At 68.0% G+C, this 18,441-nt stretch carries 18 protein-coding genes; 17 read left to right on the plus strand and 1 reads right to left on the minus strand.

Features of this window, described 5'->3' with window-relative positions:
* The first annotated feature begins 61 nt into the window (after nt 1–61).
* From C7389_RS09945 to C7389_RS09980, 8 genes are all read left to right on the plus strand, one after another.
* Nucleotides 62–961 (plus strand): transporter substrate-binding domain-containing protein, encoded by a 900-nt coding sequence (locus tag C7389_RS09945; RefSeq protein ID WP_133590887.1) that lies wholly within the window; start codon nt 62–64, stop codon nt 959–961.
* A 106-nt stretch (nt 962–1,067) separates the two neighbouring features.
* Complete coding sequence (locus C7389_RS09950; RefSeq protein ID WP_133590889.1) at nt 1,068–1,805, plus strand: amino acid ABC transporter permease; 738 nt, start codon at nt 1,068–1,070, stop codon at nt 1,803–1,805.
* Between the two features lies 1 nt (nt 1,806).
* On the plus strand, nt 1,807–2,487 hold the full coding sequence (locus C7389_RS09955; RefSeq protein ID WP_133590891.1) for an amino acid ABC transporter permease: 681 nt from the start codon (nt 1,807–1,809) through the stop codon (nt 2,485–2,487).
* Between the two features lie 28 nt (nt 2,488–2,515).
* Entirely contained in the window at nt 2,516–3,244 is a 729-nt protein-coding gene (locus C7389_RS09960) for an amino acid ABC transporter ATP-binding protein (RefSeq protein ID WP_133590893.1), read from the plus strand.
* An 80-nt stretch (nt 3,245–3,324) separates the two neighbouring features.
* Entirely contained in the window at nt 3,325–4,449 is a 1,125-nt protein-coding gene (locus C7389_RS09965) for a type II asparaginase (RefSeq protein WP_133590895.1), read from the plus strand.
* 108 nt (nt 4,450–4,557) lie between these two features.
* Complete coding sequence (locus tag C7389_RS09970) at nt 4,558–5,958, plus strand: aspartate ammonia-lyase (RefSeq protein ID WP_133590897.1); 1,401 nt, start codon at nt 4,558–4,560, stop codon at nt 5,956–5,958.
* A 204-nt stretch (nt 5,959–6,162) separates the two neighbouring features.
* A complete protein-coding gene (locus C7389_RS09975; RefSeq protein ID WP_133590899.1) occupies nt 6,163–7,071 on the plus strand; it encodes a transporter substrate-binding domain-containing protein in 909 nt (302 codons plus the stop codon).
* A gap of 9 nt (nt 7,072–7,080) precedes the next feature.
* Entirely contained in the window at nt 7,081–8,052 is a 972-nt protein-coding gene (locus C7389_RS09980; protein ID WP_133590902.1) for an asparaginase, read from the plus strand.
* A 31-nt stretch (nt 8,053–8,083) separates the two neighbouring features.
* On the opposite strand, the gene cysB is transcribed toward C7389_RS09980, so the two are convergent.
* Nucleotides 8,084–9,028, minus strand: coding sequence for an HTH-type transcriptional regulator CysB (cysB, locus tag C7389_RS09985; protein ID WP_133590904.1), 945 nt, complete (start codon nt 9,026–9,028; stop codon nt 8,084–8,086).
* Between the two features lie 161 nt (nt 9,029–9,189).
* Here cysB and C7389_RS09990 point away from each other — a divergent pair, with 161 nt between their 5' ends.
* From C7389_RS09990 to C7389_RS10030, 9 genes are all read left to right on the plus strand, one after another.
* Nucleotides 9,190–9,969: a sulfite exporter TauE/SafE family protein gene (locus C7389_RS09990; RefSeq protein ID WP_133590906.1), complete on the plus strand. Its 780-nt coding sequence runs from the start codon at nt 9,190–9,192 to the stop codon at nt 9,967–9,969.
* Nucleotides 9,970–9,999: 30 nt separating this feature from the next.
* Nucleotides 10,000–11,682, plus strand: a complete 1,683-nt coding sequence (locus tag C7389_RS09995; RefSeq protein WP_133590908.1) for a nitrite/sulfite reductase — start codon at nt 10,000–10,002, stop codon at nt 11,680–11,682.
* The gene (locus tag C7389_RS10000; protein WP_133590910.1) at nt 11,675–12,205 is read left to right on the plus strand and encodes a DUF934 domain-containing protein; all 531 of its coding nucleotides are present in this window, start codon (nt 11,675–11,677) and stop codon (nt 12,203–12,205) included. Before C7389_RS09995 ends, C7389_RS10000 begins: the two co-directional genes overlap by 8 nt.
* A complete protein-coding gene (locus C7389_RS10005; RefSeq protein ID WP_133590912.1) occupies nt 12,202–12,972 on the plus strand; it encodes a phosphoadenylyl-sulfate reductase in 771 nt (256 codons plus the stop codon). Before C7389_RS10000 ends, C7389_RS10005 begins: the two co-directional genes overlap by 4 nt.
* A gap of 39 nt (nt 12,973–13,011) precedes the next feature.
* Entirely contained in the window at nt 13,012–13,926 is a 915-nt protein-coding gene (cysD, locus tag C7389_RS10010; RefSeq protein WP_133590914.1) for a sulfate adenylyltransferase subunit CysD, read from the plus strand.
* A 426-nt stretch (nt 13,927–14,352) separates the two neighbouring features.
* On the plus strand, nt 14,353–15,633 hold the full coding sequence (gene cysN, locus C7389_RS10015; protein ID WP_133590916.1) for a sulfate adenylyltransferase subunit CysN: 1,281 nt from the start codon (nt 14,353–14,355) through the stop codon (nt 15,631–15,633).
* A gap of 104 nt (nt 15,634–15,737) precedes the next feature.
* A complete protein-coding gene (locus C7389_RS10020; RefSeq protein WP_133590918.1) occupies nt 15,738–16,130 on the plus strand; it encodes an RNA-binding S4 domain-containing protein in 393 nt (130 codons plus the stop codon).
* Between the two features lie 123 nt (nt 16,131–16,253).
* Nucleotides 16,254–17,660 (plus strand): NfeD family protein, encoded by a 1,407-nt coding sequence (locus C7389_RS10025; protein ID WP_133590920.1) that lies wholly within the window; start codon nt 16,254–16,256, stop codon nt 17,658–17,660.
* A complete protein-coding gene (locus C7389_RS10030) occupies nt 17,657–18,433 on the plus strand; it encodes a slipin family protein (protein WP_133590922.1) in 777 nt (258 codons plus the stop codon). Before C7389_RS10025 ends, C7389_RS10030 begins: the two co-directional genes overlap by 4 nt.
* The last annotated feature ends 8 nt before the right edge of the window (nt 18,434–18,441 follow it).

Below are 18,441 nucleotides of genomic sequence, written 5' to 3' on the forward strand. Positions count from 1 at the left end.
ACGGGCGAAGCCTTCGCCCGCCTTCTCGAACGTACTCTCGAACGTAGATTGGAGACTGGTCATGCGCAAATCCCTCACCGTCATCGCCCTGTGTCTCACCGCGGGAGGCCTCGCCGCCCCCGCGCAAGCCGCCGAACTCACCGGCTCGCTGAAGAAGATCAAGGATGCCGGGGCGATCACCGTGGGCTACCGTGAATCCTCGGTGCCCTTCTCCTACCTGGACGCCGACCAGAAGCCGGTGGGCTACGCGATGGACCTCTGCGCCAAGGTGGTGGACGCGGTGAAGGAGGAGTTGAAGGCGCCCAACCTGCAGGTGAAGTACCAGGCGGTGACCTCGCAGAACCGCATTCCGCTGATGCAGAACGGCACCATAGACATCGAGTGCGGCTCCACCACCAACAGCGTGCAGCGCCAGCAGCAAGTGGGCTTCTCGGTGGCCTACTTCATCACCAGCGTGCGCATGGGCGTGCGCAAGGATTCGGGCATCAACGACATCACCGACCTGGAAGGCAAGCCGGTGGTGACTACCACCGGCACCACTTCCGACGGCCTGATCAAGCAGAACCAGCGCGGCAAGTCCATCAATCTGCGCAACCTCTACGGCAAGGACCACGCCGATTCCTTCCTGATGGTGGAGAGCGGCCGCGCCGCCGCCTTCGTGATGGACGACATCCTCATCGCCGGCCTCATCGCCAACTCCAAGAACCCGTCCGCCTACGCCATCGTCGGCCCCTCGCTGCGCGACGAGCCCTATGGGGTGATGCTGCGCAAGGACGACCCCGAGTTCAAGGCGGTGGTGGACAAGGCGCTGATCGCCGCGATGAAGTCCGGCGAAGCCACCAAGCTGTACGAGAAGTGGTTCATGAGCCCGATTCCTCCGCGCAATGTGAACCTGAACTTCCCGATGAGCCCGGTGCTGAAGGCGGCCATCGAGAACCCGACCGACAAGGGCGTCGAGTAAGGCCCTCGCGCCGGCCCGCATCCCGCGGGCCGCTACCCGGCGGCGGCGGCCGCGCAGGCCGCCGCCCTCCCCCCACCCGGGCCGCCCACGGCGGCGAGGACAGGCGATGAATTACCACTGGGACTGGCTGTTCTTCTTCCAGGAGGCCGACGACGGCCTCAAATATTACGAATGGATCATCTCCGGCATGGGCTGGACGGTGGCGGTGTCGCTGGGCGCGCTGGCGGTGGCCCTGCTGCTGGGCTCGGTGCTGGGCGTGATGCGCACCACCCCCAGCCGCCTGCTGGTGGCCATCGGCGACACCTATGTGGACGTGTTCCGCAACGTGCCGCTGATCGTGCAACTCTTCATGTGGTTCTTCGTCATCCCGGAGTTCCTGCCCGAGAAGCTGGGCCTGTGGGTGAAGCAGGAGCTGCCCTACCTGGTCACCGCCATCATCGGCCTCGGCCTCTACACCGCGGCGCGCATCGCCGAGCAAGTGAAATCGGGCATCAACGCCCTCGCCCGCGGCCAGCGCTTCGCCGGCCTGGCGCTGGGTTTCACCGAGTGGCAGACCTACCGCTACGTGCGCCTGCCGATGGCCTACCGCATCGTGCTGCCGGCCATCACCTCCGAGGCGATGAACATCTTCAAGAACTCGGCGGTGACCTACGCGGTGGGCATCCTGGAGCTGTACTTCCAGTACAAGCAGATCATCGAGAAGACCTCGCAGGTGCTGGAGATCACCATCGTCGTCACCGCCATCTACTTCGGCCTCGCCTTCGCGATGAACCGCGTCCTCGCCTTCATCGAGAAGCGCAGCGCGGTGCCCGGCCTGATCACCGGCGGCAAGGGAGGCCACTGACATGAACGATTTCGACTTCGGCGTCGTCACCGCCAACTGGCAGTTCCTGGCCGAGGGCCTGCGCTACACCCTGCAGGTGACGGTGGTGGCGATGATAGGCGGCATCATCCTCGGCACCCTGCTGGCGCTGATGCGGCTGTCATCGATCAAACCGCTGCAGCTGTTCGCCTCGGCCTATGTGAACTTCTTCCGCAGCGTGCCGCTGGTGCAGGTGATCCTGGCCTTCTACCTGATCCTGCCGATGGTGCTGCAACTCTTCACCGGCCAGCCGATGCCAATAGGCGCGGCCAACTCGGCCTACTTCACCTTCACCGTGTTCGAGGCCGCCTACTACTCCGAGATCATGCGTTCCGGCATCCAGTCGGTGGCGCGCGGCCAGATCGCCGCCGGTTCGGCGCTGGGCTTCACCTACGGCCAGACCATGCGCCTGGTGGTGCTGCCGCAGGCCTTCCGCAACATGCTGCCGGTGCTGCTGACGCAGACCATCGTGCTGTTCCAGGACGTGTCGCTGGTGTATGCCATCGGCGCCACCGACTTCTTCGGCGCGGCGGACAAGATCACCCAGCGCGACCTGCGTCCGGTAGAGATGTACACCACCGTGGCGGTGGTCTATTTCATCATCTGCTTTACCCTTTCGCGGCTGGTCAAGCGGCTCCAGGCGCGCATCGCCATCATCCGCTGATCCCAGGCTAGCAACGGAGTTATTCCCGATGATCGAGATCAAGAACGTTTCCAAGTGGTACGGCAGCTTCCAGGTGCTCACCGATTGCACCACCCATGTGAACAAGGGTGAGGTGGTGGTGGTCTGCGGCCCCTCCGGCTCCGGCAAATCCACCCTGATCAAGTGCGTGAACGGCCTGGAGCCCTTCCAGCAGGGCAGCATCGTGGTGGACGGCACCGCGGTGGAGGCGCCCAAGACCAACCTGCCCAAGCTGCGCTCGCGGGTCGGCATGGTGTTCCAGCACTTCGAGCTGTTCCCGCACATGACCATCACCGACAACCTCGCCATCGCCCAGATCAAGGTGCTGGGCCGCAAGCGCGATGAGGCGATCGACAAGGGCATGAAGCTGCTTGACCGCGTCGGCCTCAAGGCCCACGCCCACAAGTTCCCCGGCCAGCTCTCCGGCGGCCAGCAGCAGCGGGTGGCGATCGCCCGCGCGCTGGCGATGGACCCGATCTGCATGCTGTTCGATGAGCCCACCTCGGCGCTGGACCCGGAGATGATCAACGAGGTGCTGGACGTCATGGTGGAACTCGCCCGCGAAGGCATGACCATGATGTGCGTGACCCACGAGATGGGCTTCGCCCGCAAGGTCGCCCACCGGGTGATCTTCATGGACCGCGGCGCCATCGTCGAAGACGCCTCCAAGGACGACTTCTTCGGCCAGCCGCGCTCCGAGCGCGCCCAGACCTTCCTCGCCAAGATCCTGCAGCACTGACCCGCGCACGGCGGCGGTCCGGCCCACGGACCGCCGCCGACGCACATGCCTATTCCGCCGCACCCCGCCCGGGAGATGTCATGAAAACCCTGCCTGCCTCCACCGCCCGGCGCAGCCTCCTCGCCGCGCCGCTTTTGTTCCTCACCCTCTCTCTCAACCTCTCCCTGCTGCAGCCGGCGCCCGCACTGGCGCGCGACACCGCACCCGCAGCCCGCCTCGCCAACGTCGTCATCCTCGCCACCGGCGGCACCATCGCCGGCGCCGGTGCGGGCACGGCCAACAGCGCCACCTACCAGGCCGCCAAGGTGCCGGTGGAGCAGCTGGTGGCCGGCGTGCCGGAGCTGAAGGACATCGCCAGCGTGCGCGGCGAGCAGGTGTTCCAGATCGCCTCCGAGAGCTTCACCGACGAGCACCTGCTGCAGCTCGGCCGGCGGGTGGCGGAACTGGCGCGGCAGGACGATGTGGACGGCATCGTCATCACCCACGGCACCGATACCCTGGAAGAGACCGCCTTCTTCCTCAACCTGGTCATCCCCAGCGACAAGCCCATCGTCGTCGTCGGCTCGATGCGGCCGGGCACCGCGATGTCGGCCGACGGCACGCTCAACCTCTACGATGCGGTGGCGGTGGCCGCCAGCCCGGATGCCCGCGGCAAGGGCGTGCTGGTGACGATGAACGACGAGATCCACAGCGGCCGGGACGTGATGAAGGCGGTGAACATCCGCCCGGACGCCTTCAGGAGCGCCTGGGGCCCGCTGGGCATGGTGGTGGAGGGCAAGCCATATTGGTTCCGCCTGCCGGCCAAGCGCCACACCAGCGGCTCGGAGTTCGACATTGCCCGCATCAGCGCGCTGGCGCCGGTGGAGATCGCCTACGGCTACGGCAACGTCACGCCCACCGCCTACCAGGCCTTCGCCGCCGGCGGCGCACGCGCCATCGTCCACGCCGGCACCGGCAACGGCTCGGTGTCCAACCGGGTGGCGCCGGCGCTGCAGGCGCTGCGCGGCCAGGGGGTGCACATCATCCGCTCCTCGCGCGTCACCGCCGGCGGCTTCGTGCTGCGCAACGCCGAGCAGCCGGACGACAAGAACGACTGGGTGGTCGCCCACGACCTCAACCCGCAGAAGGCGCGCATCCTCGCCGCGGTAGCGCTGACGCGCAGCAACGACAGCAAGGAGCTGCAGCGGGTGTTCTGGGAATACTGAACACAGCAGCGCTGAACACCACGCCGGATGAAGCCCCCCCGCCCCCGTAGCGCCAACAACAAACGAGGACCACGGCGCGCAGCAGCGCCGGGCAAAGAGGAGAGACAGATGCAGACCACCCGCAGCGAACATGACCTGCTCGGCGACCGCGAGATCCCGGCCGAGGTCTATTGGGGCATACACACCCTGCGCGCGCTGGAGAACTACCCCATCACCGGCAAGACCATAGGCTCCTACCCGGAACTTGTGCGCGCGCTGGCGCTGGTGAAGCAGGCCGCCGCCCGCACCAACCATGCGCTGGGCCAGCTGGACGAGGGCCGCTTCAACGCCATCGACTCGGCCTGCCGCGAGATCGCCGAAGGCCGGCTGCACAACCAGTTCGTGGTGGATGTGATCCAGGGCGGCGCCGGCACCTCGACCAACATGAACGCCAACGAGGTCATCGCCAACCTGGCGCTGGAGAAGCTGGGCTGGCCCAAGGGCCACTACAACGAGCTGCACCCGCTCAACCATGTGAACATGAGCCAGAGCACCAACGACGTCTATCCGACGGCGCTGAAGCTGGCGGTGGTGTTCGCCATCCAGGGCCTGCTGGACGCGATGGAGAAGCTGCGCCTGGCCTTCTTCGCCAAGGCGGAGGAGTTCAAGGACATCCTCAAGATCGGCCGCACCCAGTTGCAGGACGCGGTGCCGATGACGCTGGGCCAGGAGTTCTCCACCTACGCGGTGATGATGAGCGAGGACATCACCCGCCTGCGCGAGGCCATCTGCCTGATCCAGGAGATCAACCTCGGCGCCACCGCCATCGGCACCGGCATCAATACCGACATCCGCTACGCCAAGATGGCCACCGAGTGCCTGTCGGAGCTGTCCGGCGTGAAGCTGGTGCCGTCGGAGAACCTCATCGAGGCCACCCAGGACACCGGCGCCTTCGTGCAGCTCTCCGGCGTGCTCAAGCGCATCGCCTGCAAGCTGTCCAAGGTGTGCAACGACCTGCGCCTGCTCTCCAGCGGCCCGCAGGCGGGTTTCAACGAGATCAACCTGCCGGAGCGCGCCGCCGGCTCCAGCATCATGCCGGGCAAGGTGAACCCCATCATCCCCGAGGTGGTGAACCAGATCGCCTTCGAAGTCATCGGCAACGACGTCACCATCACCATGGCCTCGGAAGGTGGCCAGCTGCAGCTGAACGCCTTCGAACCCATCATCGGCCACTCGCTGTTCAAGAGCATCGAGCACCTGGAGGCCGGCTGCCGCACGCTGACCGACAACTGCGTACGCGGCATCACCGCCAACCGCGAGCTGCTGGCCGAACGGGTGCGCACCTCCGCCGGCCTCGCCACCGCGCTGAACCCGCTGATCGGCTACGAGAACGCCACCTGGGCCGCGCGCGAAGCGCTGAAGACCGGCCGCAGCGTGTCCGAACTGGTGCTGGAACGCGGCCTGATGGACAAGGAAAGCCTGGAGCGCACGCTGCGGCCGGAGGTGTTGACGGCGCCGCGGGCGGAGTAAGCGGCCCGAATCGACCGGCGGAACACCGGCCGCCAACGCGGGGGGCGGGAGGCAGGGCACGCATCGGCCCCGCAATCGGCTGTGCCCCCCAGCCGGGCGGCCAATGCCGGCCCCTGCGCCACGGCATGCAGCCAGCTCGCCAACACGGCGGCAGGCTGGGGCTAGAATCCGGCGTTCGCCGCTCCCTTTGCCGCCGCCACCGCAATGCCCGCCTACCGCCTTCTTCGCCACGCCCTGCTGCCGCTCCTGCTTGCTTTCGGGCAAGCGCTTCCCGCCCATGCCGCCGAGGGCTCCGCCGTGCTGGAGCGGATACGCGGTGAGGGCGAGTTCAGGCTGGGCTACCGCAGCGCCTCCATCCCCTTCTCCTATGTGGCGGACGGCGAGGTCATCGGCTACTCCAACGAGTTGGCGCTGCAGGTGGTGGAGGCGGTGCGCCGCCATCTCCAGCTACCCGACCTGCCGCTGCGGCTGGTACCCATCACGCCGCACAACCGCATGGCCATGGTGAGCAGCGGCCGCGTCGACCTGGAGTGCGGCTCCACCACCCACAACCGCGAGCGCGAGGCCCAGGTCGGCTTCTCCAACACCATCTTCATCGCCGGCACCCGGCTGATGGTGCGCGCCGACTCCGGCATCCGCGACTTCTCCGACCTGGTCGGCCGGCGCATCGTCACCACCGCCGGCACCACCTCGGAAACCGTGCTGCGGCGCGCCTTCAACAGCGGCGAACTGGCTAGCGCCACCATCGTCTCCGCCCGCGACCATGCGGAGAGCTTCATGGTGCTCGCCGCCGGCCGCGCCGACGCCTTCATGATGGACGACGCCCTGCTGCACGGCGAGCTCGCCAAGCGCGGCGAGGGCGGGCGCTGGATCGTCACCGGCACGCCGCGTTCCTACGAGGCTTACGCCTGCATGCTCGACCGCAGCGACCCGACCTTCAAGAAAGTGGTGGACGAAGCCCTGGCCGGGCTGATGCGCAGCGGCGAGGCGGCGCGCATCTACGCCCGCTGGTTCACCCAGCCGATTCCGCCGCTGGGCCACAACCTGAACCTGCCGATGTCCTCCGCCATGCAGACGCTCTACGCCACGCCCAACGACACGCCCTTCGACTAGGCCGCCTGCATGAAACCCACGCTCGCCCTCATCGCCACCGGCGGCACCATCGCCGGCCTCGCCGAAGACAGCGCCGCACCGGCGAACTACATCGCCGGCGTGGTGGATGCGGCAACGCTGGTCGCCGCCGTGCCGCCGCTGCGCGAACTCGCCAGCCTGCAGGTGGAGCAGCTATGCAACCTGGACAGCAGCGACCTCACGCCGGCCCACTGGCTGGCGCTTGCCCAGCGGGTGCAGGCGCTGGCCGCCGACCCTGCCATCGCCGGCATCGTCATCACCCACGGCACCGATACGCTGGAAGAGACGGCCGCCTTCCTCGCGCTCTGCCACCAAGGCGACACGCCGGTAGTGCTCACTGGCGCCATGCGCCCGGCCAACGCCCTGTCCGCCGACGGCCCGGCCAACCTCCACGACGCCTGCCGGGTAGCGCTGGCCGGGGACAGCCGCGGCCGCGGGGTGATGGTGGTGTTCGCCGGCGAAATCCTGCCGGCGCTGCCGCTGAACAAAGCCAGGCTGGGTCTGCAGCCCTACGTGGCCGGCGCCGGCGGTACGCTGGGGGTGGCCGGCAGCCCGCCGCGCTTCTTTCATCCCCCCTCACCCGCCCCAGCCGTGCTGGACGCGGCCGCCTGCCACTCGCTGCCAGAGGTCGCTGTCCTGTATGTCGCCGCCGGCATGCCGCCGCAGGCGCTGCGGGATGCGCTGCGCCACGGCGCCCGCGGCGCGGTGCTCGCCCTGCCCGGCAGCGGCACCGTGCCACAGGCGTGGGAGGAAACCATCGCCGAAGCCTGCAGCGCCGGCATCCGCATCGTGCGCGGCAGCCGGCTGACTTGCGCCTATGTCACGCCCCGCCACCAGGACGTCGAACTCGGCAGTTGGGCAGCCGGTGCGCTGGCACCCGCCCAGGCCCGCGCCGCCCTGATCGCGGCCATCGCCGCCGGGCTGGAAGGTTTGCCTTCCGCCGCCTACGCCCAGGGCGGCTGAACCCGGCGGCGTGGCCGCCGCCCAGGCTTCCTCACAGCGAATAATCGTCCTCGTGGCCGCCGGCCAGCGCGGTTTCCACCATCTTGCGGGTGAGGTGGGGGGCGAAGCCTTCGACGAAGGCGAACACATAGCCGCGCAGCCAGGCGCGGCGACGCAGGCCGATGCGGGTGGTGCTGGATTCGAACAGGTGGGCGGCGTCTATCATGCCGAGGTTGCGGTCCTCCGCCGGGTCATAGGCCATGCGGGCGAGGATGCCGATGCCCAGGTCCATGGAGACGTAGGTCTTGATCACGTCGGAGTCGATCGCGGTCAGCACCACGTTGGGCTTCAGGCCGCGGCCGAGGAAAGCCTTGTTGATCTGGCTGCGGCCGGTGAAGGCATCGTCGTAGGTGATCAGCGGGTAGCGGGCGATGGCCTCCAGCGTCAGCGGCTGCTCCCTGAGGATGGGATGGCGCGGCGAGGCGACGATGCAGCGGTTCCACTGGTAGCAGGGCAGCATGATGAGCTCGTCGTAGTCCGAGATCGCCTCGGTGGCGATGGCGATGTCGGCGGTGCCATCCAGCACCATCTCGCACACCTGCCGCGGGCTGCCCTGGTGCAGCGACAGCCGCACCTGCGGGTAGCGGCGCATGAAATCCCGCACCACCCGCGGCAGCGCATAGCGCGCCTGGGTGTGGGTGGTGGCGATGGAGAGGCTGCCGGCGGCCTCGTTGGAGAACTCCTCGCCGACCTGCATCAGGTTGTCCATGTCCCGCAGCATGCGTTCGGCGATGCCCAGCACCGCCCGCCCCGGCTCGGTCACAGCCACCAGGCGCTTGCCGTGGCGGACGAAGATCTCCACCCCCAACTCGGCCTCCAGCAAGCGGATCTGCTTGGACACCCCGGGCTGCGAAGTGAACAGCGCCTCCGCCGCCTCCGACACGTTCAGCCCGTGGCGGGCCACTTCGTAGATGTAGCGCAACTGCTGCAGGTTCATGGCTTTCTCCCCGCAAGACGCCAGTGGCTCCCAAGGAACGACCACCCGCCGCTTGCCACTTTCTCTTATAACCAATTCTTCTTAGAGTCTAACGCATACCCTCTTCGCCGCCCTAAACTTCCCCCTTAGGATGCGCTGCACCAAAAAGTAAGAACAGGATCATGGACTTCGCCTATACCGTCGCCGGTTTCGCGGTCGGCGCCATCGTCGGCCTCACGGGCGTCGGCGGCGGTTCGCTAATGACGCCGCTGCTCGTCCTGCTGTTCGGCATCCACCCCTCGGTGGCCGTCGGCACCGACCTGCTGTACGCGGCCATCACCAAAGCCGGCGGCACCGTGGCGCACGGGCTGAAGGGTACGGTGGACTGGACGGTGACCCGGCGCCTGGCCACCGGCAGCATTCCCGCCGCCGCGCTCACGCTGACGCTGGTGGCGGTGTTCGCCCCCGGCGGCATGGAAGGCGCGGCCGGACTGATCAAGGTGGCGCTGGGCGTGGCCCTGTTGCTGACGGCGGTGGCGCTGCTGCTGCGCCGCCACATCCAGGCCTATGCGCTGAAGCGCTTCGGTGGCGAGCCGAACCCGAAGCGAACCGCGGTACTCACAGTGGTGACCGGCGCGGTGCTGGGTGTGCTGGTGTCCATCTCCTCGGTGGGCGCGGGCGCGCTGGGGGTAACCGCGCTGTTCTTCCTTTACCCGGCGATGCCGGCGCTGCGCATCGTCGGCTCCGACATCGCCCACGCGGTGCCGCTGACGCTGGTCGCCGGACTCGGCCACTGGATGCTGGGCAGCGTGGACTGGCTGCTGCTCGGCAGCCTCATCGTCGGTTCGCTGCCTGGCATCTGGCTGGGCAGCCATATTTCAACCAAGGTACCGGACCGCGTGCTGCGGCCGCTCCTTGCAACCATGCTGGTGCTCGTCGGCGCCAAGCTGATCGGCCACTGACCCCCGGCGGCCCAGACAGAGAGAAGAGCGATGTACCGATACGACGCATACGACCAGCGGGCTGTGGACGAGCGAGTCGCCCAGTTCCGCGATCAGACCCGCCGCTACCTCGCCGGCGAGCTGACGGAAGACGAATACCGCCCGCTGCGCCTGCAGAACGGTCTCTACGTCCAGCGCCATGCGCCCATGCTGCGCATCGCCGTGCCCTACGGCCTGTTCTCCAGCGCCCAGCTGCGCATGCTGGCGCATGTGGCGCGCACCTACGACAAGGGCTACGGCCACTTCACCACCCGCCAGAACATCCAGTTCAACTGGCCGGCGCTGGCAGACGTGCCGGAAATCCTGGCGCAGCTGGCCACCGTGCAGATGCACGCCATCCAGACCTCCGGCAACTGCATCCGCAACATCACCTCCGACGCCTTCGCCGGCGTGGCCGGCGACGAGCGCATCGACCCGCGCCCGTGGTGCGAGATCCTGCGCCAGTGGAGCAGCTTCCACCCCGAGTTCGCCCACCTGCCGCGCAAGTTCAAGTTCGCGGTGAATGGCGCCGAGGAAGACCGCGCGGTGATCCAGGCCCACGACATCGGCCTGGACGTGATCCGCAACGAGGCCGGCGAGATCGGCTTCCGCGTGCTGGTCGGCGGCGGCCTGGGCCGCACCCCCATCATTGGCGAGGAAATCGCCAGCTTCGTGCCGTGGCAGCACATCGTCACCTACTGCGAGTCCATCCTGCGGGTGTACAACCTGCATGGCCGCCGTGACAACAAGTACAAGGCGCGCATCAAGATCCTGGTGAAGGCGCTGGGCATCGAGGAATTCCGCCGCCAGGTGGAAGCCGAATGGGCGCATGTGAAGAACGGCCCCTCCACCCTCACCGAAGCGGAAGTCGCCCGCGTGGCCGCCCACTTCGTCGATCCGGTATATGAAACCCTGCCGGCCCACGACGCCGCCTACGCCGAGGCGCTGGCCGACAACAAGCCCTTCGCCGCCTGGGCCAAGCGTAATGTGCGCGCCCACAAGGTGCCCGGCTACGCCAGCGTGGTGCTGTCGCTGAAGAAGACCGGCGTGCCGCCGGGCGACATCAGCGCCGAGCAGATGGAACTGGTCGCGGACCTCGCCGACGCCCACAGCTACGGCGAAGTGCGCGCCACCCACCAGCAGAACCTGGTACTGGCCGACGTGCGCCAGTCCGAGCTGTTCAAGCTGTGGCAGACGCTGCGCGACGCCGGCCTGGCGACGCCCAACATCGGCCTGCTGACCGACATCATCGCCTGTCCCGGGGGCGACTACTGCGCGCTCGCCAACGCCAAGTCCATCCCCATCGCGCAGGCCATCCAGGAGCGCTTCGACGATCTCGACTACCTGTACGAGATCGGCGACATCGACCTCAACATCTCCGGCTGCATGAACGCCTGCGGCCACCACCACGTCGGCCACATCGGCGTGCTCGGCGTCGATAAGAACGGCGAGGAGTGGTACCAGGTCACCGTCGGCGGCGCTCAGGGCAACGATGCCAGCCTGGGCAAGGTCATCGGCCCGTCCTTCGCCGCGCATGAGATGGCGGACGTGGTCAGCTCGCTGATCGAGACCTATGTTGAAAACCGCCACGAGGACGAGCGCTTCATCGACACCGTGCGCCGCCTCGGCATCGAACCGTTCAAGACCAATGTGTACGGCAAGCGCCAGCAGGAAAGGAAGGTGGCCCATGGCTAAAGTGATCCGCAACCGCAGCATCGTCGACGACGCCCGCCAGACCGTCCGCCTGGCCGAAGGCGAAACGCCGGAAGGCGTCGCCCTGCCCGCCGGCCCGCTGCTGGTGCCGCTGGCGGTGTGGCAGGCCCGCGCCGCCGAACTGGCCGCCCGCGGCGATGTCGGCGTCTGGCTGGCGGCCGGCGAAGGCGCCGAGGCCATCGCCGCGGAGTTGCCGCGTCTGGCGGCGGTGGGCGTTCATTTCCCCGCCTTCACCGACGGCCGCGGCTACTCCACCGCCGCTTTGCTGCGCACCCGCTACGGCTACACCGGCGAGTTGCGCGCCATTGGCGACGTGCTGCGCGACCAGTTCCAGGCCTATGTGCGCTGCGGCTTCGACACCCTGCAGCCGCCGGAAGGCCGCTACTCCGACGAACAGCTGCAGGCCGCACTGGCCAGCCTGAGTGACATCTCCACGCCTTACCAGGGCGCGGTGGATGAGCCCCGGCCGCTGTGGCTGCGGGCGCAGCGCGGGGTTGCGGCATGAGCGGCGCCGTCAGCCTGCTGCGGCCGCCGCCCAGCAATCCGGCCACCCGCCCGGAACTCACCGACGCGCTGCGCGCCAGCGTGGCGGCGAAGGCCGCCGCAGCCCGTGAATTCCTTGCCGCCGCGGCAGCCGAGTTCGGCACCAATGGCGAGCTCACCTTCGCCAACAGCTTCGGCGCCGAGGACATGGTGCTGACCGACCTCATCCTCGGCGGCAAACTGCCGATCGAGATCTTCTCCCTGGACACCGGCCGGCTGCCGGCCGAGACCTACACCCTGATGGGCGAGGTCGAGCAGCGCTACGGCAGCAAGCTCAAAGTGTTCTTCCCGGAGTCCGGCGCGGTGGAAAGCTATGTGCGCGAGCACGGCATCAACGCCTTCTACGACTCGGTGGAGCTGCGCAAAGCCTGCTGCCATGTGCGCAAGGTGGAGCCGCTGCGCCGCGCGCTGGCAGGCAAGAAGGCCTGGATCACCGGCCTGCGCGCCGCCCAGTCCACCACCCGCAGCGGCCTGCCGCTGCGCGAGTTCGACGCCGGCAACGGGCTGGAGAAGCTGAACCCGCTGGCGGACTGGAGCGAAACCGAGGTGTGGGCCTACATCCGCCTCAACGAAGTGCCCTACAACGCCCTGCATGACCAGTTCTACCCCAGCATCGGCTGTGCCCCCTGTACCCGGGCCATCGCCGTCGGCGAAGATGTGCGCGCCGGCCGCTGGTGGTGGGAAGATCCCGCCTCCAAGGAGTGCGGGCTACATGTGAAGAAGGGCTGAGACCACGCCGCCGGACGAATCATCGACATCGCTGAAATCATGACCACGCTGACCAAACAGACCCTGAGCCACCTCGATTGGCTGGAAGCCGAAGCCATCCACATCCTGCGCGAAGTGGCGGGCCAGTGCGCCAACCCGGCGCTGCTGTTCTCCGGCGGCAAGGATTCGATCTGCCTGCTGCGGCTGGCGGAGAAGGCCTTCCGCCCGGGCCGCTTCCCCTTCCCGCTGCTGCACATCGACACCGGCCACAACTACAAGGAAGTGACCGACTTCCGCGACAAGCGCGCCGCCGAACTGGGCGAGCGCCTGATCGTGCGTTCGGTCGAGGATTCGATGGCGCGCGGCACGGTGGTGCTGAAGTCGCCCACCGAGTCGCGCAACAAGCACCAGTCGGTGACGCTGCTGGAAGCCATCGAGGAGTTCGGCTTCGACGCGTGTATCGGCGGCGCCCGCCGCGACGAGGAAAAGGCGCGGGCGAAGGAGCGGATCATGAGCTTCCGCGACGAGTTCGGTCAGTGGGACCCGAAGAACCAGCGCCCGGAGTTGTGGAACCTGTACAACGCCCGCAGCCACAAGGGCGAGAACATCCGCGCCTTCCCGATCAGCAACTGGACCGAACTGGACGTGTGGCAATACATCCAGCGCGAGCAGCTGGAGCTGCCCTCCATCTACTTCGCCCATGTGCGGCCGGTGGTGCGCAAGAACGGCCTGCTGCAGCCGGTGACCGAGCTGACCCCGGCCAAGGCGGAAGACAAGATCGAGGACGTGCTGGTGCGCTTCCGCACCGTCGGCGACATCACCTGCACCGCGCCGGTGGAGTCGGATGCCGACACGGTGGAGAAGATCCTGGCCGAAACCGCGACCACCACGATCACCGAGCGCGGCGCCACCCGGATGGACGACCAGACCTCCGAGGCGTCGATGGAGCAGCGGAAGAAGGAAGGGTATTTCTGATATCCGGCTTTGCCGTTGGAAACCATCATGGAGCTCCAAGGGTATTGCACGGGGTATTTGCTCCACGAGGCTGCGGAACTCGCCCCACGGGCTCAGACAGTCCTCGCCTCGCTCCGCAAACACCCCGCCCATCCCGGCGAAGTCTGAGCGACGGCCGTAAAAGCGCAGGACGGCAGCACGAGTGGGCCGGAAGCCGCCAGCCTGGGGAGCAAGCACCGTTTGCCCTGAGCTTGTCGAAGAGCACAGGTAAGCGAGGCACTCGAAGCCTTGCTTCCAGCGACCCGGTAGCCGGAGCGCCTGGCACAGACGAGGACAGCCCGAGCCTGCGGAAGGAATGCCCCGCGCGGCGCGGCGGGCAGGAGAGCCCCAGCTGGGCCGCCCGGCAAACGCACTAAACTGAATTGAAGCATTGAAGGAACGATGACCATGTCCGCCCCCGAACAACTGCCCGAAATCGACAACGGCCTGCTGCGCTTCCTCACCTGCGGCAGTGTGGACGACGGCAAGAGCACCCTGATCGGCCGTCTGCTGTTCGACACCAAGACCATCCTCGCCGACACCCTCAACGCCATCGAGAAGACCTCGGCCAAGCGCGGCATGAGCGCGGTGGATCTCTCCCTGCTCACCGACGGCCTGCAGGCCGAGCGCGAACAGGGCATCACCATCGACGTCGCCTACCGCTACTTCTCCACCGGCACCCGCAAGTACATCATCGCCGACGCGCCGGGCCACGAGCAGTACACCCGCAACATGGTCACCGCGGCCTCCACCGCCAACCTGGCCATCATCCTGGTGGACGCGCGCAAGGGCGTGCTCACCCAGACCCGCCGCCACTCCTATCTCGCCAGCCTGGTCGGCATCCCGCACCTGCTGGTGGCGGTGAACAAGATGGACCTGGTGGACTACGACCAGGCGGTGTTCGAGCGCATCAAGGCCGACTACCTGGACTTCGCCGGCAAGCTGGGCATCAAGGATGTGCGCTTCATCCCGCTGTCCGCCCTCAACGGCGACATGATCGTGGATCGCGGCGACAAGCTCGGCTGGTACGAAGGCCCGACGCTGCTCGAAATCCTCGAAAGCGCGCCGGCCGCCCACACCGAGCAGGCGGAGAACTTCCGCTTCCCGGTGCAGTACGTGTGCCGCCCGCAGGACTCCGCCAACCCCGCACTGCACGACTACCGCGGCTTCATGGGCCGGGTCGAGTCGGGCGAGGTCGCGGTGGGCGATGCCGTCACCGTGCTGCCGTCCGGCCTCACCAGCAAGGTCAAGGCCATCGAGCTAGGCGCGGTGCAGCTGCCGCGCGCCATCCACGAGCAGTCGGTGACGCTGCTGCTCGAAGACGAGATCGACATCTCCCGCGGCGACATGATCGTCAAGTCCGCCGAAGTGGTGGAACCGGTGAAGCAGATCGAGGCCACCGTGTGCTGGCTGTCAGAGACTCCGCTGCAGCCTGCGCGCACCTACCTCATCCGCCACACTACCCGCGAAGCCAAGGCCAAGGTCGCCAGCATCGCCTACCGGGTGGATGTGAACACCCTGGCGCAGGAGCCGGCCACCACGCTGGCAATGAACGACATCGCCCGCATCAGCCTGAAGCTGGCCCAGCCGCTGGTGGCGGACCGCTACGCCGACAACCGCGCCACCGGCGCCTTCATCATCATCGACGAGAGCACCAACAACACCGTCGGCGCCGGCATGATCGTCTGATTGCTGTCGCGCTCGGCCGAAGCACGCAGGCCTCCTCCGGGAGGCCTGCTGCATTCCGCGGCCGGCGACGACTCATGCCGGGAGCGCTCGGCCATAATGCCGCCATGAACACCCACACCCCGAACAGTACCCGCCTCGACAAATGGCTGTGGGCGGCGCGCTTCTTCAAGCACCGCACCGCCGCCACCGAGGCGGTGGACGGCGGCAAGGTCAAACTCAACGGCGCCACGGTGAAGCCCGCCCGCGAGGTGAAGATCGGCGACCGGGTGGATGTCACCATCGGTGACGACACCCGCAGCGTGGAAGTGCGCGCCATCGCCGAGAAGCGCGGCTCCGCCACCGTCGCCCAGACGCTCTACGAAGAGACCGCCGACAGCGTGGCCCGCCGCGAGGCCGCCCGCGAATCCCGCCGGCTGGCGGCCACGCCGGGTGCCGACCTGCACGGCCGGCCAACCAAGCGCGACCGCCGCCGCATCGGCCGCTTCACCGGCTTCTGATCCCGTCGCGAGACCTGGCCGCGCGCCGCGCCCCGGTGCGCTGGGCCAGTTCAGCGACTACACTCCGGCCATGACGTCGGCTGCCCGGCCTCCGCCGCAGCCCATGCAGACGGGGATCTCCTCATGGTGTCGGCATACGCTGTCCGCCTGACCGGCAAGCTGGCCTGCCTCCTCGGCCTGGTCCTGCTCGCCCTCGGCGCGCCTCTCGCCGCGACCACCGACACGCCGCAGAACGGCCAGGTGCTGGCGCTGCGGGTGGATGGCGTGATCGGCCCGGCGACGGCGGACTTCATCCACCGCGGCCTCTCCCGCGCCCAGGCTGGCGGCTACCGGCTGGTGGTGCTGGAGCTGGATACCCCCGGCGGGCTGGACACCTCCATGCGCGCCATCATCAAGGACATCCTCGCCTCGCCGGTGCCGGTCGCCACCTATGTGCACCCGGAGGGCGCCCGCGCTGCCAGCGCCGGCACCTACATCCTCTACGCCAGCCACATCGCTGCGATGACGCCCGCCACCAACCTCGGCGCCGCCACGCCGGTCGCCATCGGCGGCACGCCCTCGCCGGCACCCAGCCCGCCAGCCGGAGACAAAGCCAAGGATGGCGGCGGCAAGGCGCCGGACGACGCCATGGGTGCCAAGGCGGTCAACGACGCCGCTGCCTACCTGCGCAGCCTCGCCCAGCTGCGCGGCCGCGACGCCGACTTCGCCGAGCGCGCGGTGCGCGAAGCCGCCAGCCTGAGCGCGGAGGAAGCCCTCGCCCGCGGCGTCGTCGACGTCGTCTCCCCCTCGCTGCCGGCGCTGCTGCGCCAGGTGGACGGGCGCGAGGTCGAGCTCGTCCAGGGCAAGCTGCGCCTGGCCACCGCCGACGCGGCCATAGAGCGCAGCGAACCCGACGGCCGCAACCGCTTCCTCGCCCTGCTCGCCAACCCGCAGGTGGCGCTGATCCTGATGATGATCGGCATCTACGGCCTGTTCTTCGAATTCACCTCGCCCGGCTTCGTCGTGCCCGGCATCGCCGGCGCCATCTGCCTGCTGCTGGCGCTCTACGCCTTCCACCTGCTGCCGGTGAACTGGGCGGGCGTGGCGCTGATCGTGGTCGGCTGCGCCCTGATGGTGGCCGAGGCCTTCGCCCCCAGCTTCGGCGTACTGGGCATCGGCGGGCTCGTGGCTTTCGTCATCGGTGGGCTGTTCCTGATGGATGGCGAGCTGCCCGGCTTCGGCATTCCGCCGTCACTCATCGTCGGCCTCGGCCTCGCCAGCGCGGCCGTGCTGTTCGCCCTCGGCGGCTTCGCCGCCCGCAGCCGCAAGCGGCCGGTGATCAGCGGGCGGGAGGAGATGGCCGGCCAGCTCGCCACCGTCGCCGGCCCGGCAGCGGACGGCGGCTACTGGGTGCAGCTGCGCGGCGAAACCTGGCGCGCCCGCGCCACCCAGCCCCTCAGCGCCGGCGAACAGGTCCGCATAGACGGACTGGACGGCCTGATCCTGCAGGTTTCCCCCACTTCCCCAGTACAACGGAGTGCCTCGCCATGATCGAACTGCAGTTCGGACTCGCCCCGCTGCTCATCCTGCTCGTCGCCCTGGCCTTCGCCTCGCTGCGCATCCTGCGCGAGTACGAACGCGGCGTGGTCTTCATGCTCGGCCGCTTCTGGAAGGTGAAGGGCCCCGGACTGATCTTCGTCATCCCCGGCCTGCAACAGATGGTGAAGGTTGACCTGCGGGTGGTGACCATGGACGTGCCCAGCCAGGACGTGATCTCCCGCGACAATGTCTCGGTGAAGGTGAATGCGGTGGTCTACTTCCGTGTCGTCGATCCGCAGCGCGCCATCATCCAGGTGGAGAACTACCTGGTTGCCACCAGCCAGCTCGCCCAGACCACGCTGCGCGCGGTGCTCGGCAAGCACGAGCTGGACGAGATGCTGGCCGAGCGCGAGAAGCTCAACATGGACGTACAGCAGATACTCGACGCTCAGACCGACTCCTGGGGTATCAAGGTGGCCAACGTCGAGATCAAGCACGTGGACCTCAACGAGAACATGGTGCGCGCCATTGCCCGCCAGGCCGAGGCCGAGCGCGAGCGGCGCGCCAAGGTGATCCATGCCGAAGGCGAAAAGCAGGCGGCGCAGGCATTGATGGAAGCCGCCGAGATGCTGTCACGCGAGCCCGCCGCGATGCAGCTGCGCTACCTGCAGACGCTCACTCAGGTGGCCGGTGACAAGACCTCCACCCTGGTCTTCCCGGTGCCGGTGGACCTGCTCGATGCCCTGGTGGGGAAAAACCGCAAGGACAAGGGCGACACCGCCTGAGCCGCTTC

The sequence above is a fragment of the Azoarcus indigens genome (assembly GCF_004361735.1).
GTDB classification, from domain to species: Bacteria; Pseudomonadota; Gammaproteobacteria; order Burkholderiales; family Rhodocyclaceae; genus Azoarcus; species Azoarcus indigens.